The sequence below is a fragment of the Streptomyces sp. CG4 genome (assembly GCF_041080655.1).
Taxonomy (GTDB): domain Bacteria; phylum Actinomycetota; class Actinomycetes; order Streptomycetales; family Streptomycetaceae; genus Streptomyces.
The window spans coordinates 2,064,975-2,090,332 of record NZ_CP163525.1 but is presented as its reverse complement, the minus strand read 5'-3'; the positions used below and the strand labels follow the sequence as shown (position 1 = coordinate 2,090,332).

The 25,358-nt window shown below is 69.1% G+C and carries 25 protein-coding genes and 3 pseudogenes; 22 read left to right on the top strand and 6 right to left on the bottom strand.

Annotated elements, in window-relative coordinates; genetic code table 11:
• Positions 1-21: 21 nt before the first annotated feature.
• From AB5L52_RS09665 to AB5L52_RS09655, 3 genes are all read right to left on the bottom strand, one after another.
• Entirely contained in the window at positions 22-744 is a 723-nt protein-coding gene (locus tag AB5L52_RS09665; protein WP_369363379.1) for a hypothetical protein, read from the bottom strand.
• A gap of 320 nt (positions 745-1,064) precedes the next feature.
• On the bottom strand, positions 1,065-1,520 hold the full coding sequence (locus AB5L52_RS09660; RefSeq protein WP_369363378.1) for an SRPBCC family protein: 456 nt from the start codon (positions 1,518-1,520) through the stop codon (positions 1,065-1,067).
• A gap of 9 nt (positions 1,521-1,529) precedes the next feature.
• The gene (locus tag AB5L52_RS09655) at positions 1,530-1,709 is read right to left on the bottom strand and encodes a helix-turn-helix domain-containing protein (RefSeq protein ID WP_369363376.1); all 180 of its coding nucleotides are present in this window, start codon (positions 1,707-1,709) and stop codon (positions 1,530-1,532) included.
• 121 nt (positions 1,710-1,830) lie between these two features.
• Here AB5L52_RS09655 and AB5L52_RS09650 point away from each other — a divergent pair, with 121 nt between their 5' ends.
• From AB5L52_RS09650 to AB5L52_RS09595, 12 genes and pseudogenes are all read left to right on the top strand, one after another.
• Positions 1,831-2,760, top strand: a complete 930-nt coding sequence (locus AB5L52_RS09650; RefSeq protein WP_369363374.1) for a helix-turn-helix domain-containing protein — start codon at positions 1,831-1,833, stop codon at positions 2,758-2,760.
• Positions 2,761-3,186: 426 nt separating this feature from the next.
• Positions 3,187-4,443 (top strand): RICIN domain-containing protein, encoded by a 1,257-nt coding sequence (locus AB5L52_RS09645; RefSeq protein ID WP_369363372.1) that lies wholly within the window; start codon positions 3,187-3,189, stop codon positions 4,441-4,443.
• A 367-nt stretch (positions 4,444-4,810) separates the two neighbouring features.
• Positions 4,811-6,391, top strand: coding sequence for a hypothetical protein (locus AB5L52_RS09640; protein WP_369363370.1), 1,581 nt, complete (start codon positions 4,811-4,813; stop codon positions 6,389-6,391).
• Between the two features lie 446 nt (positions 6,392-6,837).
• The gene (locus tag AB5L52_RS09635; RefSeq protein WP_369368843.1) at positions 6,838-7,182 is read left to right on the top strand and encodes a nitroreductase/quinone reductase family protein; all 345 of its coding nucleotides are present in this window, start codon (positions 6,838-6,840) and stop codon (positions 7,180-7,182) included.
• Between the two features lie 2 nt (positions 7,183-7,184).
• Positions 7,185-7,646, top strand: a complete 462-nt coding sequence (locus AB5L52_RS09630; RefSeq protein ID WP_351570889.1) for a cupin domain-containing protein — start codon at positions 7,185-7,187, stop codon at positions 7,644-7,646.
• A 56-nt stretch (positions 7,647-7,702) separates the two neighbouring features.
• On the top strand, positions 7,703-8,641 hold the full coding sequence (locus AB5L52_RS09625; RefSeq protein ID WP_369363368.1) for an alpha/beta hydrolase: 939 nt from the start codon (positions 7,703-7,705) through the stop codon (positions 8,639-8,641).
• 46 nt (positions 8,642-8,687) lie between these two features.
• Positions 8,688-10,313 (top strand): CocE/NonD family hydrolase, encoded by a 1,626-nt coding sequence (locus AB5L52_RS09620; RefSeq protein ID WP_369363366.1) that lies wholly within the window; start codon positions 8,688-8,690, stop codon positions 10,311-10,313.
• A gap of 65 nt (positions 10,314-10,378) precedes the next feature.
• A complete protein-coding gene (locus AB5L52_RS09615) occupies positions 10,379-11,233 on the top strand; it encodes a helix-turn-helix transcriptional regulator (protein ID WP_351570880.1) in 855 nt (284 codons plus the stop codon).
• A gap of 4 nt (positions 11,234-11,237) precedes the next feature.
• The gene (locus tag AB5L52_RS09610) at positions 11,238-11,729 is read left to right on the top strand and encodes a transposase (protein WP_369363364.1); all 492 of its coding nucleotides are present in this window, start codon (positions 11,238-11,240) and stop codon (positions 11,727-11,729) included.
• Between the two features lie 24 nt (positions 11,730-11,753).
• The gene (locus tag AB5L52_RS09605) at positions 11,754-13,118 is read left to right on the top strand and encodes an IS110 family transposase (RefSeq protein ID WP_369363362.1); all 1,365 of its coding nucleotides are present in this window, start codon (positions 11,754-11,756) and stop codon (positions 13,116-13,118) included.
• 115 nt (positions 13,119-13,233) lie between these two features.
• Positions 13,234-13,507, top strand: a pseudogene (locus AB5L52_RS09600) (helix-turn-helix domain-containing protein); the annotation flags it as partial.
• Between the two features lie 113 nt (positions 13,508-13,620).
• Positions 13,621-14,379: a DsbA family protein gene (locus AB5L52_RS09595; RefSeq protein ID WP_369363360.1), complete on the top strand. Its 759-nt coding sequence runs from the start codon at positions 13,621-13,623 to the stop codon at positions 14,377-14,379.
• Here the strand turns inward: AB5L52_RS09595 and AB5L52_RS09590 are convergent.
• Positions 14,376-14,576, bottom strand: a pseudogene (locus tag AB5L52_RS09590) (rhomboid-like protein); the annotation flags it as partial. The gene AB5L52_RS09595 and the pseudogene AB5L52_RS09590 overlap by 4 nt on opposite strands.
• Before the next feature lie 34 nt (positions 14,577-14,610).
• On the opposite strand from AB5L52_RS09590, the pseudogene AB5L52_RS09585 reads away from it, so the two are divergent.
• The 10 genes and pseudogenes from AB5L52_RS09585 to AB5L52_RS09540 form a co-directional block, all read left to right on the top strand.
• Positions 14,611-14,703: pseudogene (locus AB5L52_RS09585) on the top strand (IS5/IS1182 family transposase); the annotation flags it as partial.
• A gap of 32 nt (positions 14,704-14,735) precedes the next feature.
• Entirely contained in the window at positions 14,736-15,206 is a 471-nt protein-coding gene (locus tag AB5L52_RS09580; protein ID WP_369368842.1) for a site-specific integrase, read from the top strand.
• A gap of 436 nt (positions 15,207-15,642) precedes the next feature.
• Complete coding sequence (locus tag AB5L52_RS09575; RefSeq protein ID WP_351570862.1) at positions 15,643-16,932, top strand: alpha/beta fold hydrolase; 1,290 nt, start codon at positions 15,643-15,645, stop codon at positions 16,930-16,932.
• A gap of 35 nt (positions 16,933-16,967) precedes the next feature.
• Positions 16,968-17,603 carry an MBL fold metallo-hydrolase gene (locus tag AB5L52_RS09570; RefSeq protein ID WP_351026249.1) on the top strand — a complete coding sequence of 212 codons (636 nt, stop codon included), beginning with the start codon at positions 16,968-16,970 and terminating at the stop codon, positions 17,601-17,603.
• 134 nt (positions 17,604-17,737) lie between these two features.
• Positions 17,738-18,517 carry an exodeoxyribonuclease III gene (locus tag AB5L52_RS09565; RefSeq protein WP_369363359.1) on the top strand — a complete coding sequence of 260 codons (780 nt, stop codon included), beginning with the start codon at positions 17,738-17,740 and terminating at the stop codon, positions 18,515-18,517.
• 15 nt (positions 18,518-18,532) lie between these two features.
• On the top strand, positions 18,533-18,952 hold the full coding sequence (locus AB5L52_RS09560) for a DUF6278 family protein (RefSeq protein ID WP_369363357.1): 420 nt from the start codon (positions 18,533-18,535) through the stop codon (positions 18,950-18,952).
• Positions 18,953-19,614: 662 nt separating this feature from the next.
• The gene (locus tag AB5L52_RS09555) at positions 19,615-20,358 is read left to right on the top strand and encodes an amino acid ABC transporter ATP-binding protein (RefSeq protein ID WP_351026255.1); all 744 of its coding nucleotides are present in this window, start codon (positions 19,615-19,617) and stop codon (positions 20,356-20,358) included.
• Positions 20,359-20,375: 17 nt separating this feature from the next.
• Positions 20,376-21,287: a glutamate ABC transporter substrate-binding protein gene (locus AB5L52_RS09550; protein ID WP_369363355.1), complete on the top strand. Its 912-nt coding sequence runs from the start codon at positions 20,376-20,378 to the stop codon at positions 21,285-21,287.
• A gap of 10 nt (positions 21,288-21,297) precedes the next feature.
• On the top strand, positions 21,298-21,942 hold the full coding sequence (locus AB5L52_RS09545) for an amino acid ABC transporter permease (protein WP_351026258.1): 645 nt from the start codon (positions 21,298-21,300) through the stop codon (positions 21,940-21,942).
• The gene (locus AB5L52_RS09540) at positions 21,939-22,817 is read left to right on the top strand and encodes an amino acid ABC transporter permease (protein WP_351570852.1); all 879 of its coding nucleotides are present in this window, start codon (positions 21,939-21,941) and stop codon (positions 22,815-22,817) included. The genes AB5L52_RS09545 and AB5L52_RS09540 overlap by 4 nt, the downstream gene beginning before the upstream one ends.
• Before the next feature lie 49 nt (positions 22,818-22,866).
• Here the strand turns inward: AB5L52_RS09540 and AB5L52_RS09535 are convergent, their stop codons facing one another.
• Positions 22,867-24,489, bottom strand: coding sequence for a CocE/NonD family hydrolase (locus tag AB5L52_RS09535; protein WP_351570849.1), 1,623 nt, complete (start codon positions 24,487-24,489; stop codon positions 22,867-22,869).
• A 109-nt stretch (positions 24,490-24,598) separates the two neighbouring features.
• A complete protein-coding gene (locus AB5L52_RS09530; protein ID WP_351570846.1) occupies positions 24,599-25,348 on the bottom strand; it encodes a hypothetical protein in 750 nt (249 codons plus the stop codon).
• Positions 25,349-25,358: the final 10 nt, after the last annotated feature.

Sequence of the window (25,358 nt, the reverse complement as noted above, 5' to 3'; positions counted from 1 at the left end):
ATCAGACGCCATGTCAGGCCCTCAGCCAGTGCTTGCGGAGTCGCTGTCTGCGGATGGGAGCGGCTCGTGCAGGAAGAGAATCGTGCAGCCGGTCCTGCTGAAGGTCTGGTGCTCGATGGGGTATGGGTAGTCGACGAAGTCGCCTCTGGCCCGGTGCGCCGTGTGGCGGGTCCCGTCGGGGAACACGAGCTCGTCGTCCGCTTCACCGTCGAGGAACAGGAAGCGGTGCGCCGTGCGGTGCGGGTGCCGGGGTGAGGAGGAGCCCGGCTCGAAGTAGGACAGCCCGACGACCCGTTCGTCGAAGGTTTCGTCGAAGGCGACGTCGAGGAGCAGCCGGTACCACTGGCCCGGACCCGACTCCAGCCACCCCTGCGGGCTGAATACATCGTCGGCCGGAGCTCCCAACCGCTTCCCGGCCAGTACGAGGGCCAGGGCACCGTCGGAGCTCGACACGACGGCGTCCCCCTCCCCGGGCAGCACAGCGTACGCACCGGTCCGGTGGTCCCGTGCGGGGCCGGTCCCGCCGGCCGCGATCGAGAGCCGGCCGTCCAGTACCAGGATCCGGTGGTCCGCGGAAGCGGCGAGGGCGAGTCCGCCGCCCGCAGCCAGTCGTAGCAGTGAGAACGAGTCGCCCCGGGCTGAGTTCAGCAGTTCCTTCGTCCAGGCCCCTGGAACCCGCTCGCCATCGCCGCGAGTCGCAGCCACCCACCGGGCGGGGCTGAAGGTCGATGTGTGGCTGGGCATTCTTCTCCTCCAATGTGCCGGCAGCCCTGCCGGAGGGCTCCTGTGCTGGCTACGCCATCCGGTCCGGCGACGTCCTCGCCGCACCGGTCGGTCAGCGGTGCCGGGTACCGATCGGCCTGGTGTGGTGCCGATTCATTGAAATGCGTGAACGACGGTTATGGGTACGAAAATTCACAAGTTGTCGCCAGCCCTGGGACGGGTCGATTGCCTACGGCAGTGCCTGTCCGGCAGGTGCCTGCCGGACAGGCACCGTCCCGCGGTGGACTCTCGTCTCTGCCTGGATCGGCGGCGGTACTCCGGCACCGTGAGGAGGACGGACATCAACTCACCCGTGGCTTGCGGTCCGTCCCGGCCTCGGCGTATACGGCCAGGCCATCGACCATCCGCCGCATGAAGCGTGTCAGGTACCACCGCCAGAACGGCCCCGAAAGACGCAGCTTCGGCTCGAAGACGGCCGACCAGGTGATGCTGGTGCCACCCCGCGGCACCTCGGTGAGTTCGACGGTTCCCCGATACGACCGGAACGGACCGCTCACGTTCTCGTATCCGAACCGCTGGTCCGCGACCAGCTCGACGATGCGCTCACGGGAGGTCGCCCGGCCGGTACGGAACACTCGTGTGTCACCGACCTGCTGGGGGCGTTCGGGATCGCCGCCCTCGATCTCGACGGCATCGATCGGCGACCACGACGGCCAGGTGGCCGTATGAACGAGAACCGTGAAGACGGCGTCGGGGTTCGCCGACGAATGCGCGGTCACGACATAGGAGTAGGGCACTCCGCCACGCTAGGACAGTGGGGTCGGCCCGGGACATGCGCCGGATTGCCCACCCGTCGACGAAATCTTGCGGTACGCCGACGGCCGGACACCGACGTGTGCCAGGAAGGCCGAGGACAGGCTGCCGGGGCCGGAGAAGCCGCAGCGTCCGGCGATCTGCCCGATGGTGAGGCTGGTGCCGTCGAGCAACCGTCACGCCTGCCCCGCCGACCTGCCCAGGGCGGTCTTGGAGCACCTTGCAAGCCTGCCACCGATGTCTGGCCGAGTCCTGAACTGTCATGCGACCGCGCAACAAGCCTAGGATTGTGGGGTGTTCGAGACGTCCGACTTCGATCTGGCGCCGTACGCCGGTTTCGACATGGACAGGTTCGTCCGGCGCACCTTCTGCAGTTGGCAGGACGCCGGCTGGCGGTCGTTGCTGGTGCAGCGCTTCACCCACGCACGGGAGGCGGAGGATCTTCCGCTACCGGCGGTGTCCGACCTGCATCTCGTACTCTGCACGAGCGGAGATACGGAGATGCGGGTCCACGCCGGCGGGAAGGCAACCCCGCGACGTTGGGTCGCCGGCCGCCTGGAACTCATGATCCCCGGCCACTCGACCGTACGCAGCTACCGCGCGACATCTGTGATGCATACCGTCCAGGTGCACATTCCGCGGGCGACCGTTGAGCGGACCACAGCCGAACTGGGAGGCCCAGCACCGGACTTCGAAGCGCTGTCCGCCAGCCTGGGCGCGGGCGACGCGCTGGTCGAACACGTCGTACGCGCGCTGCCGGCTGTCAAGGACGCGAACGACGTGTACGCGGAATCGGCCGCGGCCTTTCTCACGACGCATCTGCTGACTCAAGGCCGAGACCAGCGCATCCCGGGGCCCGAGCGCGCGGCCGTCCGCCAGGGCATCGCGGTCATGCGAGAGCGTCTGGCCCATCCGCTGACCCTCGCCGACCTCGCCGCCGAAGTGCACTTGAGCGTCTACCACTTCATCCGCGTGTTCCGCGAAGCCACCGGTGAGACACCGCATCGGTACCTCACCCGGCTGCGGATCGAGCAGGCGCGGCGGTTGCTCGACGGCACCAGCCTCACCATCGGGCAGATCGCCGGACGCTGCGGCTTCTCCAGCCCCGGCAGCCTGTCCTCGGCCTTCCTGGCGCACGTCGGTGTCCGGCCGTCGGCGTACCGCAATATTTCGTCGACGGGTGGGCAATCCGGCGCATGTCCCGGGCCGACCGCACCGTCCTAACCTGGCGCGGTGGCAGACATCTACGCCGTGACCACGGCGTCATCCTCACGCGGTGCAATCGCCAGGTCCAGCCACTGGGCATGAGTGATCGCTCGGAGCGCAGGACATCGCCGCGGTTCCTCCTCGGCCTCAGTACTCGCAGGTCGCCTGGGGGCGGCTGACATGGGCCGGGGTGCGCGGGCGAAGGCCGGAAACCGTCGAACCGCCCCAAGTCGGGGGCCGTCATCTCTTGTCGGCGGATGGGTGACCACCCTGGCCACCGGCGCGCGGGGCGCCCCTCACGTCAGCAGGCGGGGAAGCTCTCCGCCTCAAGTACCCCCGCTACAGAAAGGCACGTTGATGCACGCTCATCGTCTTGTCCGGCGCAACGGTGCCGACGCCCCCAAGCGGGCGGGAGGCGGGCGATTGCGTTCGCTCGTTTCCCTCGTGACAGCTTTACTCCTGGCCTGCGCGGGCTTTGACGTCGCCACCGGCACCGCGGCGGCTGCCGCGGACGACAACACCGTGGCGACGTGGAACATGAACCAGAACCCCGACGACTGGGAGGGCGCCTACAACATGGCGCGCACCACGAACGTGGTCGCCCTCCAGGAAGTCCCCATCCGCGTGCCGGCCGGCGCCTACCGCCAGCCTGACGTCAACGGTGTCGAGCACTACCTGTGGGTCAGGGGCCAGGACCATGGGCCGCTGCGCCACCTGTACATCCTGCGCCCCGGCGGCCATCAGCGGAACCTCGGGATGATCACCACGTGGGAGCCCGAAGACGTCCGCAACCTCAGCAGCGTCAACCGGCCCGCGCTCGCCGTCCTCCGCCGCCCCGACAACATCATGTTCGCCGCCGTGCACGCCGAGTCCGGCAGCGGCAACGACGTCGGGGCCCTGCTGCGGCGTATCGAGTTCGCGGCGGCCCGCAGCAACGTCGGCCGGTGGGCGGCGATCGGGGACTTCAACCGGGAGCCGGACACCCTCGACCAGCTCGACAACCTGCCCGCCTACATGCACATCTACAACCCGGGCGACCCCACGCACCGCACCAACGGCAGTGAATACGACTACATGGTCGCCAACTTCACCACCGACCGGTGGCAGGCGACCGTGGACTCCAACCGGGCCAGCGACCACTGGCCGGTCTACTTCGGCGCCCTGCGCGCCGCGGCCGGCCCCACCCCATTCTCCATCGAGCCGCACAACAGCCACCTGCTGCTGCGGGTGAACAGCAACACCCCAGCCAACGGCACACACGTCTACCAGTCCCGGGACAACTACGACCTCGACGGCCGCTGGATCCTGCGCGACATGAACCGCACCACCCCGCTCGGGCAGGAGGTGTACCGCATCCAGAGCGCCACGCCCAGTCACCTGTGCCTGGACGTCGACCATGGCCAGCAGTCCCACGTCGACGACTACCTCAACATCTCGGTGTGCCACGGCGACAACGGCCAGCCCTACCCCGGCGGATACCTGCGCGACACCCAGAACTTCACCCTGGACCACCCCAACCCGCGCTTCCCGAACCTGACCATGCTCCGCGACAACGGAACCGGCATGTACGCCAGCATCCTGGGCGACTCCGCTGACGACGGCGCAGGCGTCGTCCAGGACTTCTACCGCTCCAGTCACTGGCCCTACCCCACCGACAGCGAAGCCTTCTACCTCCACCCCACCCCCACCACCATTCCCTGACCCGAGCCACCCAACAGACCGTGCCTGCACGGTGAACACCCGCCGGGCAGGCACCATCACGAACAGCCGGACCAGCCCCCACGGTGAAGGTGGCCCACGGACCGAGACGGACGCAGCGCAACCGACGAGGTGTGGCTGACGCCACTGGATGCTCGATGGCATGGGAGCCCCGCAGCCGTTCGCTGTCGGCCGTACGCACAGGACGGACCGCCGCACAAGGGATTCGGCGGCCCACTGACGGTGGACCCTGTCGGGTCGCCGCGCGCTTGAACCAGTCACAGACGAGCGGAATCGGCGTGATGGGACACACCCCGCAGAAGCGCTCACCCTCCCGCCCGATCCGGCACCGCCCTCTGGAGAGCAACCCATGGCAACCGAACCGATGCCCGGCCTCCCCGCGCCCGACGGGTCGCCCTCGCTCGAGATCGTCAGGGAGGACGGAGGTCAGCCGACCACCGTGTTCGCCCACAGCGCCGGCGGCTCGATCGCCGAGACCACCGCCATCGGAAAGCACGTGGCCGGGCGCAGGATCCACTTCCACTTCCCTGGCTACGGCACCTCCCCGCGGCCGCGTCGCCCCCTGAACCTGGACCAACTGGCGCGCTGCCTGCATCACATGCTGACCGCGCACGTCGCCACCCAGGCAGTCAGCATCTCCCTGGGCACCTCGGCGCTGCTGCGCCTGCTCGCCCGCCACCCCCACGCCCTGCGCCGTGCCGTGCTGGTGCTGCCCTTCACCCTGGACCAGCTCGCCCCGCCGTCGATACGCGAGCACTACGACGCCTGTCTCGCCGCCGGTCGCGCCGGCGACGCCGGCGGGATGCTCGAGTTGCTGCGCACCAGCACCCCGGACAGTCTGCACCACAGCCCGGCACTGGCCAGGCACGCCCGCGCCCTGACCGAACAACGCATCCCGGACCTGCTCAGCAACGTCTCCGGTTTCACGAAGCGCCGGTTACACGAGTTGGTCGCCGTGTCCGGCCTGCTCGACCATCTGGTGCGGTTGCAGCCTGCCGTGGCATCCGACGAGCAACTGCTCACTGTGCACACCGAGGACTACCTGCAACGCCTTTCGGCACAGAGCGACGGCGTCGGCGGTGACGCCGGGGACGGCATCTCGCCGTTCGGCGCCGGCGGGTTGGACATCCTGCGACGCGCTGCGGGTGGAGCGATCAGCGCGGTGGAAGCGGTGGTCGACGCCACGGTGCGCAACAGCTACGCGTTGGCGAGGCCGTCCGGCCACCATGCGCTGCCCGATCACGGCATGGGAATGGCCTACCTGGCCAACGTTGCCATCGCCGCACACCACGCGAAGGCACTCGGGATCGAGCGCATTGCCATCGTCGACTGGGATGCCCACCACGGCAACGGTACCCAGCACGCCTTCGAGCAGGACCCCGGTGTGCTCACCATCTCGCTGCACCAGGAGAACTGCTTCCCGCCAGGCAGCGGTGACATATCCGAGCGAGGCGTCGGACCGGGATACGGCAGCGCCGTCAACGTGCCGCTGCCCGCGGGAACCGGCAACGGCGGATACGACTTCGCCTTCACCGAGGTGGTCGTGCCGGCACTGGACCGTTTCCATCCGGAGCTGATCATCGTCGCGTCCGGCTTCGACGCCGGGGCCATGGATCCACTCGCGCGCCAGCTGGTCAGCTCCAGCGGCTTCCGCGCCATGGCGCGCCATGTCCTCGACGCCGCGGACCGGCTGTGCTCCGGACGGGTCAGCATGATCCACGAAGGCGGGTACAGCGAGGTCTATGTCCCTTTCTGCGGGCACGCGGTGATCGAGGAGATGACCGGCCGGCACCTCCTCGAAGACCCCTACCTCGAACTCGTCGACGGCTTCGGAGGCCAGCAACTGCAACCGCACCAACGGGCCGCCGTCGAGCAAGCCGCGCGCCTCGCCGCAGAGGTACCAACCCCCACGACAGCGAAGACCGCCTGAGATCACCCCCGCATGGTGTCTCCGCGCATCAAGCCAAGACACGGCTGCATCATCGGCGTCGGAGGCGGTCGGGCAAGGGGCGGTTCAGTCTGCTGACGTCGCCGACTCTCCTGAGGCCAAGTCTGGATTTTCTCCTCGGGCTGTTCGAGAACCAACCGGGAACCAACCGAGCAATCGACCACCAGCAGACGGTGGTACTGCTGGTCCTATCTACGCGTCTGGCGGTGGTCGCTTCCGGAAGCGGATCATCACTCATGGGAGGCGACCCCGCCGAAGGTCGCCGACCACGGCCGTCCGGGCCCTCAGTCCGGCATGGGCAGGGCACACCTCCCGGCCGGCAGGCCACCCGACCTCGTCTCGCACCGGAGAAGTGATGGCTGACACCGCCGGTTTCAACGCACGCAATATCGAGGAGTTCCGCGCGCATCACGGGCAGCTGAGCGTGGATTTCGCCGGGGCCCCGGTTTGCTGCTGCACACCGCCGGAGCACGCTCGGGCGCCGCCCTTCGCCTCAAAGGCCGGCCGCGACCGCAACCCAGACTCGTTACTACAACCTGCTCGCGTATCCCGAGGTCCGCATCGAGGTGGGCGACGACGTGGTCGCCGTACGGGCCGTGGAGTTGAGTGGCGCCGAGCGCGACGCCGCGTTCACGGAGCAGGCCCGCCGTCATCCCGGTTTCGCCGGATACCAGCGCAAGACGCATCGGGTGATCTCTGCCGTCACGCTCATCCCCACGGGTGGTGAGGGCGGCCCAGCACCCGCCGACCGCACAGAACGGACATCGTCGTGAGCATGGCCTACCTCGCGCAGCCTGATCAGCAGCAGAAGCTCGAATGGCTCGACGGCGGTCAGTTCGCCGTGCTCCTGGACAGCGCGGCCACCGACGGACAGCTGACCGTCGGACGGTTCAGCGTCGCCAAGGGGGAGGCACCGCCGTACCACATGCACACCCGTGAGGACGAGATCTTCATGCTCATCAAGGGCACCGCGCTGCTGTGGTCGGACGACCAGGAGATGGAACTGTCGGAGGGCGGCATCGTCTACCTGCCCAAGAACGTCCCCCACGGCTACCGGATCACCTCCGACACCGCGGACCTGTTGATGATCTGCACTCCGGGCGGCATCGAGGGCATGTTCCGGCACGCCGGACGCGACATGTCGACCGCACGGCCCGAGGGGTACGAGATCTCCGCGGACCTGATGGCGGAGGCCGCCGATCTGTACGGCCAGATCATCCTCGGCCCGCCGCGCTGAGCGCCGGCACACCCCCCGCTACGCCCCTGCACCCATCCCATACGAAAGGCACAGCCATGTCCGGGCAGCAACGCCGCGACCTCGACGCGATGCTCCGGCACGCCCCACTCGACGTCGGAGGGGACGTAGCCGAAGCGCGAGCCGTCTTCCACGAGATGATGACCTCGATACCCCTGCCTCCCGATGTCACGACCACCCCCGGGCAGCTCGGCTGCGTTCCCGTCGTCACCGTTGACACGCCTGGAAGCGATCCGGCCGGCGTGCTGCTGTACTTGCACGGCGGCGCGTACGCCATCGGCTCCGCGGCAGACGCGGCGGGCTTGGCAGCAGACGTGTCCCGGCGCTGCGGCGCCCGTGCCGTCTGCGTCGACTACCGGCTGGCTCCCGAGAACGTGTTCCCCGCGGCCGTCGACGACTCCGTGGCCGCGTACCGCGCGCTGCTCGACCAGGGCATCCCCAGCGACCGGATCGCCTTTGTCGGCGAGTCCGCAGGCGGCGGTCTGACCGTCGCCACACTGGTCGCCCTCAGGGACGCTGGCCTGCCCCAGCCCTCGTCCGCCACGGTGTTCTCGCCCTGGGCCGACCTCACGGTGTCCGGCGCCAGCGCGACCAGCAAGGCGCACCTCGACCCGGCACTGACCCCGGCGGCCCTGCGCACCCGCGCCCGCGACTATCTCGGGCAAACAGCCGGCACCGAGCCGCTGGCCAGCCCGGCTTTCGCCGACCTGACGGGCCTGCCACCGCTGCTCATTCAGGCGGGCTCGCACGAGATCCTGCTGGACGACGCCGTACGACTGGCCGCCCGCGCCGCCGACCACGACGTTCATGTCGAACTCCAGGTCTGGCCCCAAGTCCCGCACGTCTTCCAGGCGTTCGCCTTGATGCTCGACGAAGCCGACGAGGCGCTGCGGTCCGCCGCCGCCTTCGTCCGGGCCCACTGGGCCACCGCCAAGAGCCCCACCGAGGCCGCGCCGGTCACCTCGCTCTCGTCGTGACCGCGACTGTCTTCCGCGCTCCGGAAAGGCTTGGAGAGGAACCGTTATGGTCGATGTGAATGTAGCCCCCTTCGAGACCGAGGTCCGCACCCGCGCGGGAGATCTCGTCCGCGCCGATGTCTATCTCCCCGCCGACAGCGAGGGGCCGTTCCCGGTCGTTCTCGGCGCCTCCCCGTACCAGAAGGCGCTGCGCCACCTGCCCGCGCACCCGGTGTTCCCGTTCATCGAGTACGGGCCCATCCAGCTCTACCTCGACAACGGCTACGCCTACGTCGTGATGGACGTACCCGGAACCGGCCGCTCCGAGGGCACCTGGGACCCGGTCTCGCGGGGCGAGGGCGAAGCCATCCACGACATGATCGAGCACGTCGCTGCCGAGCCGTGGTCCACCGGCGCGATCGGCATGATCGGCATGTCCCACTACTGCTGGAGCCAGTGGAACGCCGCACGCACCCGCCCGCCGCATCTGAGGACGATCGTCGCCTACGACGGCGCCACCGACATGTACCGCGACTGGATGTACCACGGGGGCATCCCGATCCAGGGCTTCCTGAGCACCTGGCTGTTCGGCTCGGTGCTGGTCCAGCACGAGATCGAGGGCATCGACTTGCGTGTCGGCGGCAAACAGGACTTCGTCTACGACATCCTCTCCCACCCCCTGGACGACGAGTGGCATCGTCGGCGCTCGCCGTTCTGGGAGTTGCCACAGATCGACATCCCCGTGTTCTCCATCGGCGTGTGGGGGAAGGCCGCGCTGCACTTGCGTGGCAACTTCTACGGCTTCGAGCGCGTACGGGGGCCCAAGAAGCTACTGGTCACGCACCCCGGCAGCTTCGCCGCCGCGCAGAGGTACTACTTCGACGAGGACTTCCACCGCACCGAGTTGCTGCCCTGGTACGACCACCACCTCAAAGGCACTGACAACGGCGTGATGGCGACACCCGACGTCCGCTTCTACGTCAACGGCGCGGACGCCTATCAGTCGGCGCTCACCTGGCCGCCACCGGACGTGCGCACCAGCACCTTCTACCTCGCCGGGGAGCACAGCGGCGCCGTCGACTCCCTCAACGACGGTACGCTCACCGAGACCAAGCCGGTGGCGGACGAGGCGTCCACCTCCTGGTGCTACCCGGATCCCGAGTGGATGGCCGGCGTCACCGTCTTCGACGAACACGGCGTCCCCGACCACGTCGCGCGGGTCAACACCTTCACCACGGCGCCCATGACCGAGGACCGCGAGTTCACCGGCCATGCCACGCTGACGCTGCACGCCTCCTCGGACCAGACCGACATGGACGTCTTCGTCAAGCTCTCCCTCGTCTCCGGTGACTCCGGCGCCGGGCTGCCGATCAAGGTCAGCCAGGGCTGGCTGCGTGCCTCCCACCGCGCCGAGGACCCCGAACTCACCAGTGACATGCGTCCGTTCCACCTGCACAACGGCGAAGATCCGCTGGAGCCCGGCAAGGTCTACGAACTCCACATCGAACTGCTGCCCCTGTCGTTCCTGGCCCGCGAGGGCGACCGCATCCGCCTGGAGATCACCAACCAGGACTCGCTGATCACCGACGCGCCCATGACCCACTTCTACGGCCAGAAGTCCGGGACCGACACCTACCACCACGACCGGCTCCGCCCCTCGGCGCTGCATCTGCACGAGCGCCCGCGCCCCTAACGGTTTTACCCAGATACGGGAAAGGAGGTCTGCCGCGGGCGGGGCACCTGAACGATGATGACCGCATGGCCATGACGAACAACTTCGGCATCGCCCTGCGAGGCTGGAGGGAGCGCCTTTCGCCCTTAGCGGGCGGGCTGGAATCCGACGCCGACCGGCGCATCCCCGGTCTGCGCCGCGAGGAACTGGCCCGCCTGGCCGGCCTGTCGGTCGACTACGTGGTGCGGCTCGAACAGGGCCGCGCCCGCAACCCCTCCGCCCAGGTCGTCACAGCCCTGGCCAGAGCCCTACGCCTGGGCACCTCCGAGCGTGACCACCTGTTCCGCTGCGCCCACCTCGCGCCGCCCTCCAACGGCGACGTACCCCTGCACGTGCCGCCGAGCGTCCACCGGCTCGTCCGCCAACTGGGCGACGCGCCAGTCGCGGTCTACGCCGCCGACTGGACGCTGGTCAGCTGGAACCGGAAGTGGACCGCCACCATCGGTGACCCCGGTACCTACGGCTGGGACCAGGGCAACCTCGTCGCGGGGATGTTCCGCTCCAGCGGCGGTCACCGGGTCGATTCCATTGCCGCCTGGCCGGTACGGTCCTGGGCGGGCGACGAGGAAGAGGAAGAGTCCCTCGTCGCCGATCTGCGGGTGACGGCGGTGGCCTACCCCGACGACGCCCGGCTCGCCTCGCTCGTCGACCGGCTGCTCCACACCAGCCCCCGCTTCGCCCACCTGTGGTCCAACGGCACCGCCGGCCTCCACACCGGCGACCGCAAGACCATCGAACACCCCCTGGTCGGCGACATGACCCTCGACCTCGACGTCCTCATGGTCCCCGGCTCCGATCTCCGTATCGTCGCCTACACGGCCGTCGCCGGAACCGACGACGCCGAAAAGCTGGACGCTCTACGCGCGGACTCGTACCAGTAGTTCGTTGAACGATGAAGAGGTCATGCTGCAGGCCATCCGCATCACACTGCGTCTGTTGGCCCAGCGAATCGGGCAACTCGCCGAGCAGATCAAGGATTTGGAGGGCCGGCTGGCCCGACTCGCGGAACGCCACACCCCGCAGCTGCTCACCGTGGTGGGCATCGGTCCGAACACGGCTGTCACTTCGCTGATCACGGTGGGGGACAACCCGGAACGCCTGGGCAATGAGGCTTCCTTCGCGGCACGGTGCGGGGTCAGCCCGGTCGAGCGTTCCTCGGCCAGTCGGCAGTTCCGTCGCCTCAACCGTGGCCGCGACCGGCAGGCCAGCGCCGCCCTGCACCGGACCGTGCAGACTCGCCTGCGCTTCGACCCGCGCACCCAGAACTACTACGAACGCCGCATCAAGGAGGGCAAGACCCGACGCGAAATCGTCCGATGCCTCATTGGGGAAGTATCGATGCTGCGGCCCAACCCATGGGCCGTGACTCCCCGGTGAGTGTCGGGGGACAGCCTCGTTGCCGTGCCGCGCTCGACGGCCAGTTTGAGTATTGCCGCCCCTGACACGCCGAGGCCCCAGACCGGCGTCAAGGACATGCCCCACCGAGGGCCGGACAATGAGGAACCGGAAGCCGGGTCTCGTCACCTGCGGAGTCAGCCACCAACTCCGGCAGAAGGGACGATATTGATGTTCGTCGGATGGGACTGGGCCAGCGCCAGCCACGACGTGACCGTCATTGACGACCGCGGCATCGTGATCGACCACTGGGCCTTCCAGCACAGCGAAGACGACTTCTCGGCCGCCTTGGCCCGACTGTCCCGCCACGGCACCCCGGCTGAACTGCCCGTCATCATCGAACGTTCCAGTGGACTGGTCGCCGACCGTCTGCTCAAGGCCGGATACCCGGTCGTGCCCGTCCACCCCACCGCCTTTCACGCCGCACGACCTCGATGGGATACTTCCGGTGCCAAATCCGATCCCGGTGACAGCTACAAACTCGCGGACTACCTACCCACCGACGGCCACCGCCTGCGCCGCCTCGTGCCTGTCGACAGCGGCCTGCGAGAACTCCAAGCCCTCGTACGCCTGCGCGACGATCACGTTCGTGCACGCACCGCCGCCGGCAACCAGCTCGGCGCTCTGCTCGAGCAGCACTGGCCCGGACCCAAGAACCTGTTCTGCTCGCTCGTCTCCGACATCGCCCTGGACTTCCTGACGGACTACCCCACGCCGCAGTCCGCCGCCCGACTCGGCGAAGCCCGCATGGCCGCCTTCTGCAAGCGCCATGCCTACCGAGGCGGCAAACCGGCATCCGCACTCCTGGCCCGGCTCCGCTCCGCTCCCGTCGCCCCCGTCAGCCTCCCCGCCGACGTCCTCACCGCGCTCATCACCGCGCAAGTCCAGCTCCTGCGCAGCCTGCAGACGACCATCGCCCAGCTCGATACGACCATCAAGGTCCGCCTCGCCAGGCACCCGCGCGCCATCCTCCTTGCCGAGCTGCCCGGCGTGGGCACCATCAACCTCGCACAGCTGCTCGCCGAGGTCGGCCCGGTCCTTGACCGCGTCGAGTCCGCCGAACAAGCCGCCGCCGAGTGCGGAGCCGCACCAGTGACCAAGGCATCAGGAAAGACACATGGCGTCTACTTCCGGTGGGCCGCCAACACACGCGCCCGCAAGGCCATCACTGCCTTCGCTCATAACTCCCGCATGCAATCACCATGGGCCGCCGGCCTCTACGCAAACGCCCGCGCACGCGGAAAAGGCAACCCTCACGCCACTCGGATCGTCGCCCGCGCATGGCTCCGTGTCATATGGGCTTGCTGGCACAACGCCACCCCTTACGACCCCTGCAGCCACCCCGCTGCCCAACGCCTCGCAGCCCCCTGACTTGACTCAGAGGACTCAAGCGGTATGTGGCTCGAGAGGTCTATCGACTGGTCCAGGAGGAGCGTCGAAGCCTGGGCTGGACATCGGCGGGCTGAAGGAGGCTCTCGGACTGCGTTCGGTGGCCGCTGTGCCGTGGGCACGGCACGGCGCTGGTCACACCTGCGCGTTCGCCCCGGCAGGACGCCTGGCTGGCCGCTCAGTGCTCCAAGACCGCGGCAGCTGAACTCATGCGCACCTCGTGGCGGATGTTCGGCCGGATCGTCGAGCGGTTCGTGGCCGACCGCGACTGCGCCGTGGACCGGCTGGCCGGCCTGCAGCGGATCGGGACCGACGAGATCAGCCACTGCAAGGGCCAGAAGTACATGACGGTCGTCGTGGACTACGACACCGCGAAGGGGGGCGGAGCCTTGGTCCTCAGGGCCGGGTCTTTCGGCGGTCGGGCGGTGGGATAGATTCGGATGCTTTGAGCGGTATTGTCGAAATTTTCTGGAGGACTGTACTCATGGCCGTAAGCAAGGCCGGGCGCATAGCCACGGCGGTGGCCGCCGCCGCGCTGATCGGGGTGGCCGCGTCCGCCTGTGGACCCGACGACAACAACGCGGGCGGGAGCGGGTCCGTGAAGGAGTCCTCCTCGAAGTCCGCGTCGTCCGCCCCCGAGGCGAAGGCTCCGCCGGCCGGGAACCAGCTCGCGAAGGTGCCCGCCTCCGTTAAGGGCGGCGTAGTCACCGTCGGTGATCCGAAGGCCAAGCATACGGTCAAGGTGTACGAGGATCCGCGCTGCCCGTTCTGCAAGAAGTTCGAGGAGGGCGGCGCCCAGGCTCTGGTGAAGCCGGTTGCCAACGGCAACGTCAAGATCGAGTACACACTTGCCTCGTTCCTCGACAAGAACCTCGGTGGCAGCGGCTCCGTGAACGCCGTGAACGCGCTGCGCGCCTCCGTCGAGGTGGGCAAGTTCGCCGAGTTCCACGCGGGCGTCTTCGCCAACCAGCCGGAGGTGGAGACCGAGGACGCCTACACTCCGGCCTTCCTGCTGAAGATCGCCGACAAGGTCGAGGGTCTGCGTGGTGCCGCCTTCGACAAGGCGGTCACCGACGGCACGTACAAGAAGTGGGTCGAGACGGCCATGAAGTCCTTCTCGGACGACGGTATCCAGGGCACACCGACCGTCCTCATCGACGGCAAGAAGGCGCCGGGCGACGGCAGCGCGATATACGACAAGGCGGAGTTCGCCAAGGTCCTCAAGGACGCGGGGATCTCCTAACGGGGATTCCTGAGCCTCCGCGGCTCCGCCGGTGCGGCGCTCCGGGTCAGCGGACAGCAGGCCAGGCCGATCAGGACCGAGGTGAAGTGGCCGAGGTCGGTGAAGGTCCTGCCGGTGACCAGCGGGGCGCCGTATACCGCGAGGACGATGACGAGATAGCCGTACCGCCACGGGCTCGGCACCCAGTACGTAAGAAGACATCTCATTTGGTGTGTTCGGTAGTGTCTAGGTGTGGGGATCGTTGAGCGGCTGGTGCCGGATGAGTTGTGGGAGTTGTTCCAGCGGGTGGTGCCGGAGGCGCCGACTCGTCCGCAGGGTGGCGGCCGACCTGGAACGTCCAGGAGGTTCAGAAGTTCATCCATGGCATCAGGGGAGAACGCCTCTACGCTGCGCTTCTGCTTTCTCTGATGGGGCTCCGCCCAGCTGAAGTCTGCGGCCTTCGCTGGGAAGATGTTGACTTGGAAAGCGCAACGATCGTCATTGCCAACACGCGCACGATGATGGGCAACCGCTACGTGGTGGAGAAGGACACCAAGTCTCTTGCGGGCGAGCGGGATTTGCCGCTGCCGACTCCGGTGCTAGCCGCCCTCAAGGCGTTCAGGGCTCGCCAGGCCGAGGAGAAGCTCGCTCTGGGGGAGGCGTACGTGGTGTCCGGCTATGTGCTGGTGCACGAGACCGGAGAAGCCTTCACGATCAAGCAACTTCGTCGGCGTGCGTACCGGCTTATGGAGCTTCTCGGCCTCCGTCGCGTCAGGCTCTACGACGCCCGCTCGTCGTGCTTCACCTTCCTGGCCAACAACGGCGTGCCGGACCACATCCTCGCGTGATGGGCCGGGCATACGAACGTAAAGACGACCAAGAGGTGGTATGTCAAGCCGGATGTTGAGGACCTCCGCGGAGCCGCCACCACATGGGACGGCCTGCACGGGGGTGCGGCGGAGGGGCAAGCGTGAGCCACGCGTTCCACCAGCCGCGACTTGCCGAGCCGTGTGGCCAGCAGGATTGAGGCGGATTCGGAGTCCGGCTGCCGGTTGTGGACTGATAGCCATGACCGGGAGGGCCCATCCGGCTGCGGCCAAGTCTCCTACCAGGAACGCGCCCGGAGGGTCCGCTGCCGACGCGGTCATGAGTACCCGCCGGAGAACACACACCTGGACGCTCAAGGGACCGGCGGCGCCCGGGCCTGCTGTCGTGAGAGGGCCAAGACCCGCTAGTTTCACCCCGGCGATGTGACATCTCGTGACAGATGAGAGGGTCGGGCGGGTGAGCGAGACACCACCGAACACCCTGCAGTACCGCTTTGACGGGCCAGAAGAGGCCCCCGTCCTGATCCTGGGTCCCTCACTGGGTACCACATGGCATATGTGGGACCGCCAGGTTCCGGAGCTGATCAAGCAGTGGCGGGTCTTCCGGTTCGACCTGCCTGGCCACGGCGGTGCCCCCGCCCATCCGGCCGGTTCCGTCGCCGAGCTGACCGCTCGGCTGCTGGCCACGCTGGACTCGCTCGGTGTGCAGCGGTTCGGCTACGCGGGCTGTGCGCTGGGCGGTGCGATCGGCATCGAGCTGGCGCTGCGCCACCCCGAGCGGCTCGCCTCGCTGGCGCTGGTCGCCGCCTCGCCCCGGTTCGGCACCGCCGACGAGTTCCGGCAGCGCGGGGTGATCGTCCGCACCAACGGCCTCGACCCGATCGCCCGCACCGCGCCGGACCGCTGGTTCACCGGCGGGTTCGCCGCGGCCCAGCCGGCGATCACCGAGTGGGCGGTGCAGATGGTCCGCACCACCGACCCGGGCTGCTACATCGCCGCCTGCGAGGCGCTCGCCTCCTTCGACGTACGGGCCGAGCTGGGCCGGGTCGGTGCGCCGACGCTCGTGCTCGTCGGCGCCGACGACCAGGTCACCGGGCCCGCCGAGGCCCGGACCCTGGTCGCGGGCATACGGGATGCCCGGCTCGCGGTCGTCCCCGGCGCCTCCCACCTGGTTCCGGTCGAGCAGCCGGCGGCCGTCACCGACCTGCTGGTGCGCCACTTCTCCACCGCCTGGCAGCAGCCCTACGACACCGGCCAGACCGTCCTCCCGACGGCGGCGGTCGTGCCGGTCCCCGCGGCGGCCCCGGCACCCGTGCCCCGCGCCGAGATCGCCCCGGTCGCCGTACCGGCGCAGCCGGCCGTGCGAACCGACCGGTACGAGTCCGGGCTCAAGATCCGCCGGGAGGTGCTGGGCGACGCGTACGTGGACGGCGAGCTGGCGCAGTCCGACGGGTTGACCGGTGACTTCCAGGAGTTCATCACCCGCTATGCCTGGGGCGAGATATGGGACCGGCCGGGCCTGGACCGCCGTACCCGCAGCTGCATCACGCTGACCGCGCTGGTCGCGGGCGGCCATCTGGACGAGCTGGCCCTGCACACCCGGGCCGCCTTGCGCAACGGGCTCACCCCGGAGGAGATCAAGGAGGTGCTGCTGCAGGCGGCCGTGTACTGCGGGGTGCCGGCGGCGCGCAGCGCGTTCCGGGTGGCCCGGCAGGTCATACAGGAGGAGACCACCCCCGCCGAGTGAGCAGCGCGCTTCCGCACGCGGCAGGATGGTGCGACATGAAGCTCACGAAGAAGTCCCATGCCTGCGTTCGTCTTGAGAAGGACGGGCAGACGCTCGTCATCGACCCCGGAGGGTTCAGCGAAGAGGACGCGGCGCTCGGCGCGGACGCCATCCTGATCACGCACGAGCACCCGGACCACTTCGACGAGTTCCGGCTGCGGGCCGCCATGGAGAACAACCCGGCCGCCCAGATCTGGACGCTGAGGTCCGTCGCCGACAAGATCGCGGCGGTCTTCCCGGGCCGGGTGCACACCGTCGGCCACGGCGACACCTTCACCACGGCCGGCTTCGACGTGCAGGTCCACGGCGAGCTGCACGCCGTGATCCATCCGGAGATCCCGCGCATCACCAACGTCGGCTATCTGATCGACGGCGGCAGGGTCTTCCACCCCGGCGACGCCCTCACCGTCCCCCACAGCCCCGTCGAGACACTGATGCTCCCGGTGATGGCCCCCTGGAACAAGATCTCCGAGGTGATCGAGTACGTCCGCGAGGTACGGCCGCAGCGCGCCTACGACGTGCACGACGCCCTGCTCACCGACCTTGCCCGCCCGATCTACGACCGCCAGATCGGCGCCCTCGGCGGCACCGACCACCGGCGGCTGACCCCGGGGGCCTCCACCGAGGTGTGAGCCGGGGCCCTCGCCGCCCCGAGGGCGGGACCGGTCGCTGCCCCGGGCCGGGACCGGTCGCTGCTCCGGGGCGGGACCGGTCGCCGCATCCCGTGTCGGACCGGTTGTCACACCCTCCGGGTAGGTTGTGAGGCATGCGCATCGCTACCTGGAACGTGAACTCGATCACCGCCCGCCTTCCGAGGCTGCTGGCCTGGCTGGAGAGCAGCGGCACCGATGTGCTCTGCCTGCAGGAAGCCAAGGTCGCCGAGGACCAGTTCCCGTTCGACCAGCTGCGCGAGCTGGGATACGAGTCGGCGGTCCACGCGACCGGCCGGTGGAACGGCGTGGCGGTGCTCTCCCGGGTCGGCATCGAGGACGTCGTCAAGGGCCTGCCCGGCGACCCCGGCTTCGACGGGGCGACCGAGCCGCGTGCCCTCTCGGCGACCTGCGGCCCGGTCCGCGTCTGGTCGGTGTACGTCCCGAACGGCCGCGAGGTGGACCACCCGCACTACGCGTACAAGCTCCAGTGGTTCGAGGCCCTGAAGACCGCCGTCGCCGGTGACGCCTCCGGCAGCCGCCCGTTCGCCGTCCTGGGGGACTACAACGTGGCGCCGACCGACGACGACGTCTACGACGTGGCCGCCTTCGAGGGCTCCACCCACGTCACCCCCGCCGAGCGCGCCGCCCTGACCGCCCTGCGCGAGGCGGGCCTGGACGACGTGGTGCCCCGCCCCCTGAAGTACGACCACCCGTTCACGTACTGGGACTACCGCCAGCTCTGCTTCCCGAAGAACCGCGGCATGCGCATCGACCTGGTGTACGGCAACGAACCGTTCGCCAAGGCCGTCAAGGACGCCTACGTCGACCGCGAGGAGCGCAAGGGCAAGGGCGCCTCCGATCACGCTCCGGTGGTGGTCGACCTCGACGTCTGATGCCACGCTGGGGCCATGAACCTTCCGTTCCTGGGCCACCGGCACAAGAAGAACGGTGGTGCGGCGCTCCCCGCCGACCCCGAGGGGGTCGCCGCGCTGCTCTCCGAGTGCGAACTGCTCCGCTCGCAGGCGGCCCGGGCGGGCGTTCGCCTCGACGACACCCCGGCCTCCCTGGAGGCCCTGGACCAGCTGGTTCCGCGCTGGCGCGACGACGCCGAGACCCTGCCCCGGCTGGGCAACGACGCGGGGCTGTACCTGGGCACGGTCGTGGTGCGCACGGTGCCCGGCGCCGCCTGGCTGATCCGCCCCGACGGCGAACCCGTCGTCCGGCTGGCCTCCGGCCGCGAGGTGGAGGTCGCGGGCCCCGGACAGGACTGGGCCGCGAGCGGCGTCCCCGAGCTGTCCCAGCTGTACGCGGAGATCGCCGAATCCTGACCCGACCCTCCAGCCTCCGGCCCTTGCGCACCGCCATCCGGCTTCCGGCCCTTCGGGCCCCCGGGCCTCCCGGCTTCCCGGCCCCCTGCCCCCCGGCCCCGGGGCCCGGGCCCCGGGCCCCGGGTCTCCCGGTCTCCCGGCCTCCGGGCCTTCGGGCCTCCCGGTCTCCCGGCCCCCGGCTCCCCGGTCTCCGGGTCTCCCGGCCTTCGGGTCTCCCGGTCTCCGGGTCTTCCGGTCTTCGGGTCTCCCGGTCTTCCGGCCCCCGGCTCCCCGGTCTCCGGGTCTCCCGGCCTTCGGGCCTTCGGGTCTCCGGGCCTTCCGGCTCCCCGGGTCTCAGGGTCTCCCGGCCCCCAGCTCCCCGGCCTTCGGGTCTCCCGGTCTTCCGGCCCCCCCCCGGGCCCCCGGCCCCCCGGCCTCTGGGCCCCGGGCCTCCCGGCCCCGGCCTCCGAGCTTCCTTGCCCCCGGCATCCCGGCCCTGGCATCCTGCCCCCGGCTTCCCTACCCCCGCACCCCCCCCGCACCCCCCCGCACCCCCATCCCCCCGCCCCCCAACGGCCTTAAATACGGCTTATGCCCGAAAAGTGCGTGTCGTCCGTCAACTCCGCAACCGTCTGGATAGTTTGCGGCAACCACGACACAGCTGAGAGTGGGTAGGGCTGCGTATGGCCGTCGATCCGTTGATCGAGCTGCAGGGCGTCAACAAGTACTACGGAGAACTGCACGTCCTCAGGGACATCGACCTCACCGTCGGCAAGGGTGAGGTGGTCGTGGTCATCGGCCCGTCGGGGTCGGGCAAGTCCACCCTGTGCAGGACGATCAACCGGCTGGAGACCGTCCAGTCCGGCACCATCACGCTCGACGGACAGCCGCTGCCCGAGGAGGGAAGGGCCCTCGCCCGGCTGCGCGCCGAGGTCGGCATGGTCTTCCAGTCCTTCAACCTCTTCGCCCACAAGACGGTCCTGCAGAACGTCTCCCTCGCCCAGGTCAAGGTCCGAAGACGCAGGAGGGACGAGGCCGACCGCCACTCCCGCGAACTCCTCGAACGAGTCGGCCTCCTCGCGCACGCCGACAAGTACCCCGCCCAGCTCTCCGGCGGCCAGCAGCAGCGGGTGGCCATCGCCCGCGCCCTCGCCATGGAACCCAAGGCGATGCTCTTCGACGAGCCCACCTCCGCCCTCGACCCGGAGATGATCAACGAGGTGCTGGAGGTCATGCGGCAGCTCGCCCGCGACGGCATGACCATGGTCGTCGTCACCCATGAGATGGGCTTCGCCCGCGCCTCCGCCAACCGGGTCGTCTTCATGGCCGACGGCCGGATCGTCGAGGACCGCGCCCCGGAGGAGTTCTTCACGCACCCGCGCAGCGAGCGCGCCAAGGACTTCCTCTCCAAGATCCTCAAGCACTGACCGGGGGAGTGCGACCCATGTTCCGTACCACCCGTGTGCCGCTCGCCCTCTGCTCCCTCCTCGCGCTGCTCGCCGCCGCCTGCGGCAAGGAGGGCAGCCCGCCGAGCAAGGGCCCGGCGGCCGACAGGCTCCCGCACTACCAGGTGGCCCAGGGCTACCGCCTGCCCGCGTCCGTCACCTGGCAGCGGGCGCAGCGGCGCGGATACTTCGTCGTCGGCGCCAAGGAGGACCAGCCCTATCTCGGTGAGAAGGACCCGGCGACCGGCACCTACTCCGGCTTCGACATCGAGATCGCCAGGATGATGTCCGCCTCCCTCGGCTTCCCGCCGCAGTCGATCCGCTTTCGCACCATCGCCTCCGCCAACCGCGAGACCGCCCTGCAGAACGGCCAGATCGACTACTACGTCGGCACCTACACCATCAACGCGAACCGCAAGAAGCTCGTCGGCTTCGCCGGCCCCTACTACCTGGCGGGTCAGTCCCTGCTGGTCCGCAAGGACGAGAAGGGCATCCGCGGACCCGGGGATCTCGACGGCAAACGCGTCTGCTCGGCGGCCGGTTCGACGCCGTACCAGCGCATCAAGGCCGATTACCCGAAGGCGATCCTGGTCGCCTACGACACCTACTCCGTCTGCGTCGACAACCTCCTCACCTACCAGGTCGACGCGGTCACCACCGACGACGCCATCCTCATCGGCTACGCGGCCAAGGTGCCCGACGAACTCAAGGCCGTCGGCAGGCCCTTCTCCGAGGAGCCGTACGGCATCGGAGTCCCGCGCGGCGACAACGCCCTGCGGTTCGCCCTCGACGACGCCCTGGAGGCACGGGAGAAGAACGGCGACTGGAAGAAGGCGTACGAGGCGACGCTCGGCCTGTCCGGCGTGCCCGCCCCCGATCCGCCCGCGATCGACCGCTATCCGGCGAGCTGACGAGGACGGCATGAACGTACTGACACACAACTTCCCGGCCTACTGGGAAGGTTTCCTCGGCACGGTCCAACTGACCTTCTACTCCGGCCTGTTGGCCCTCGTGCTGGGCTTCGTGATGGCGTCCTTCCGGGTCGCGCCCGTCGGCTCGCTGCGCGTCTTCGGCACGGTGTGGGTCACGGTGCTGCGCAACACCCCGCTCACCCTGCTCTTCTTCGCGGTGCTGCTCGGACTGCCGAGGTTCGGACTCGTACTGCCCTTCAAGGTGTTCGCGGTGCTCGCCCTCGGCTGCTACACCTCGGCGTTCATCTGCGAGGCACTGCGCTCCGGTATCAACACCGTGCCCAGGGGGCAGGGCGAGGCGGCCCGCAGCCTCGGCATGAGCTTCGGTCAGACGCTCGGCCTGGTCGTGCTGCCGCAGGCCTTCCGCTCGGTGATCCCGCCGGTCGGCTCCACCCTCATCGCACTCGCCAAGAACTCCGCGATCGCGGGCGCGTTCAGCGTCACCGAACTGCTCGGCACCTACAAGACCCTCAACGAACTCGGCTACAACATCGTCTGGACCTTCGTCTGGATCGCCCTCGGCTACCTGATCATCACGCTCACCATCAGCGCGCTGTTCAACGTGCTGGAGCGGACCTGGGGAGCCGCCCGATGACCGACGCAAGCGCCCTCTACGACGTCCCCGGACCGCGCACCCGGCAGCGGCACCGCCGCTACGGCGTCCTCGCCACCGCCGTCATCCTCGGCCTGATCGCCTGGATCCTGTATCTCCTCTTCGACACCGGCCAGTTCACCTACACCAAGTGGATGCCCTTCGAGTACAAGGGCATCCAGGAACTGTTGCTGCGCGGTCTCGGCAACACGCTCAGGGCCTTCGGGATCGCCGCCGCCCTCTCCCTCGCCCTGGGCGGACTGCTGGCCGTCGGCAGGCTGTCGGACCACCGGCCCGTGCGCCGGCTGGCCACCCTCGTCGTGGAGTTCTTCCGCGCCATGCCCGTCCTGGTGATGATCTTCTTCGTCTTCGTGGCGCTGAAGGTCCAGCCGCTGCCCGCGCTGGTCACCGGACTCACCCTCTACAACGGCTCGGTGCTCGCCGAGGTCTTCCGCTCCGGGGTGAACGCCGTCGAACGCGGCCAGCGCGAGGCCGCGTTCGCGCTCGGCATGCGCAAGACCCAGGTCATGGCGCACGTCCTCGTCCCGCAGGCGGTACGCGCCATGCTGCCCGCCATCATCAGCCAGTTGGTGGTCGCCCTGAAGGACACCTCCCTCGGCTTTCTCATCACCTACGAGGAGTTCCTCCATGCCGGGAAACTCATCGCCTCCAACCTCGACTACGATTTGCCGTTCATCCCTGTGGTGATGGTGATCTCGCCGATCTACATCGGGATGTGCATGCTGCTCTCGTGGTTCGCCGGCTGGGTGTCCCGCCGTGAGCAGCGCAGTCCCAAGACCGAGGCCGTGGCGGTCGCCACGGCCGAGCCTGGGACGCTGCTGCCTGGTGGGGAGCCCCCCACGGCCCCGAGACCGTAAGGGGGGCAGCAGTTCACACGGGCCAGGCTCGTCCGGCGGCAGCCGGAGATCACTGCTCGCGCACGGGGACGGACACGTACGACGGGTCGTCCGGGGGCGAGGAGAAGGTCAGCTGCGCGCCGGACGGGTTGTGCTCGATGTACAGCGGGTCGACCGTGTCGACCACGACCGCGAGGCGGTGCCCGGCGGGAACGTCGTAGGCCGTGGAGAACAGGTCCAGGTCGACGTCGAACGGCTCGCCGGGCGTCCGCCCGTGCCAGGTGTACGGGGCGTGCGTGACCAGTTTGCCGAGGCCGAGCGGACCGACGTCGTAGAGATAGGCGACGAGGGTGCCGCTCTCGGCGGTCGGGGTGAGCGTGGTGTGCAGGGCGGCCGTGCCGCGTACCTGCTGGGCGGTGCCGTAGCGCTCCGACTGCCACACGGCCGCCCAGCGGCGCGGCAGCAGCGGGATGGCGGCCATGGGCGGCAGCTGGGCCACCTGGTCCAGGATGCTGGAGAGGAACACGATGCCGCCGTCCGCGCCCGAGTCGACGTTGGCGTGGATGGTGGTGGAGTCCGCGAGCGCGATCTTCCGGCGGGTCGCGGCGATCGACTTCCAGTCCGGGTAGCCCTCGTATCCCCCCGCGCTACGGGACTTCAGCTGGACCGGCTGCTCGCGGTCGATGCCGTTGTCGGCGCTCTTCAGATAGTGGTCGAACCAGCGCTCGGTGTCCGTCCAGACGTCGTTGGGCAGCCCGAACAGTCCGGTCAGCTCGGCGGTCGCGTGGTCGCCGGGACGCAGTTCGAGGCGCTTGGGCACCTTGAGCTTCTGGTAGAAGTCGGCGTACTGGTTCGCCGGGAAGATGGTGTCGCCCCAGGCGTTGGCGAGCATGACGGCCGCGCCATTCTTGTTCAGCTGGTCGACATAGGTCGCGGCGGAACGTTTCTGCCCCCAGTCGATCATCTCCTGTTCCTTGGCCAGGTTCGACGAGTACAGGTTGTCGAAGATCTCCCGCAGTTCCGGGCTCTCGCGGCCGGTGAGGGTGGCCGCACCGTCCAGCACACCGAGCGCCTGGACGTGCTGGGTGCGGCCCGAGTAGATCGAGGCGACCAGGTCCGCCCAGCCGCTGAGTGCCGCCACCGCCTTGATGCGCTTGTCGTGCGCGGCGGCGAGGAGGCTGATCCCGGCGCCGTACGACACCCCCGCCATGCCGACGTGCGCGGGATCGGCCGGAGTGTGTGCGAGAGCCCAGTCGATGACCTTGGAGGCGTCCGCTATGTCCGGCGGACCGGCCACTTCTATCTGGCCGCCGGACTGCCAGAACCCGCGCACGTTGTAGGTGAGCACCACATAGCCGGCGTCGGCGAGCTTCTGGGCCTGGGCGAGGTACTCGACTTGGGGCAGGCTCCAGCTCGTGGGCAGCACGATGAGCGGATAGCGGTGCGAGCCGTCCGTGCCGGCGGGCGTGACGACGTTCGCCTTCAGTACGGTGCCGCCGTCGCCGGTGATGTCGATGAAGCGGACGGACGGGGCGGCGGCTTGGGCGGTGGGCGCCGTGCCGACGACGGTTCCGGCGATCAGTGCCGCCGAGACGGCTCCGGCGGCTGCGGTGCGCAGAGTGGCGCGACCATGCCCGCCCGTCGCCCGCCACCGCCCTATTCGATGGCGCTTCGCGCCGCCCTCTTGAATCATGGGTCACTCCTTCACTCGTCAACAGTGCAAAGTGACCCGACGGTAACCTTGAGCCCTTACCGCAAGTAACCCGTCGGTAAGTTACGTACCGGTAAAGATTGTTGAACGGCTAAGCGGCCGTGTCGGCGGCGCCTGCCTCCGGAAGCGGCGTTCGTGCCGCCCGCGTCACGTCCGCCACCAGCTCGACCACATCCGGGCCGTACGCCTGCGAGTTGACCACCTTCAGCAGCAGGACGAAGGAACCCGTGCCGTACTTGCGGTGCAGCCGCTCGTGGTGGCGGGCGAGATAGCGGGTGGCGGCCTGGTTGGTGATGGCACGCTGGCCGCAGAAGAGGAACACCGGGCGGCCGGCGCCGTGCCCGTCCGCGCCGAGCCGGGCGAGCAGGACGTACTCGCTCCGGCCGCCCTCCATGCGGTAGTGCTCCCCGCCGATCCGGAAGGCGCCCGTGTCCGCGCCGGCGTCGGTCTCCACGTTCATCCACACCCCCGGCAACAGCGAGGAGAGATGAGCCGCCGTCCGGCGGTTCGAGTAGGGCCCGCCGACGCAGAACTCGGTCCGCTCGCCGAAGCCCTGCTGGGTGGCGTCGTGCGCCACGACCTGGGCGTGCGCGCGACAGTCCTTGATCAGAGCGGCGAGCTCCAGCAGGGCGAACACGTCGTAACGCATCACCGACAGGTCCGGCCCGCCCGCGTTGCGGTTCACCACGAGCAGCGACTCGGAGTTGTCCGGCATCCCGAAGAACGCCTGCTTGCGCCGCAGCTTGCGGCGCCACAGATACGTACGGGCGAGCCAGCCCAGCGAGGCCGATATGGCGGTCGCCACCAGGCCCAGGACGATATTGCGCACGTCGTCGTTCATGGCCGCGCAT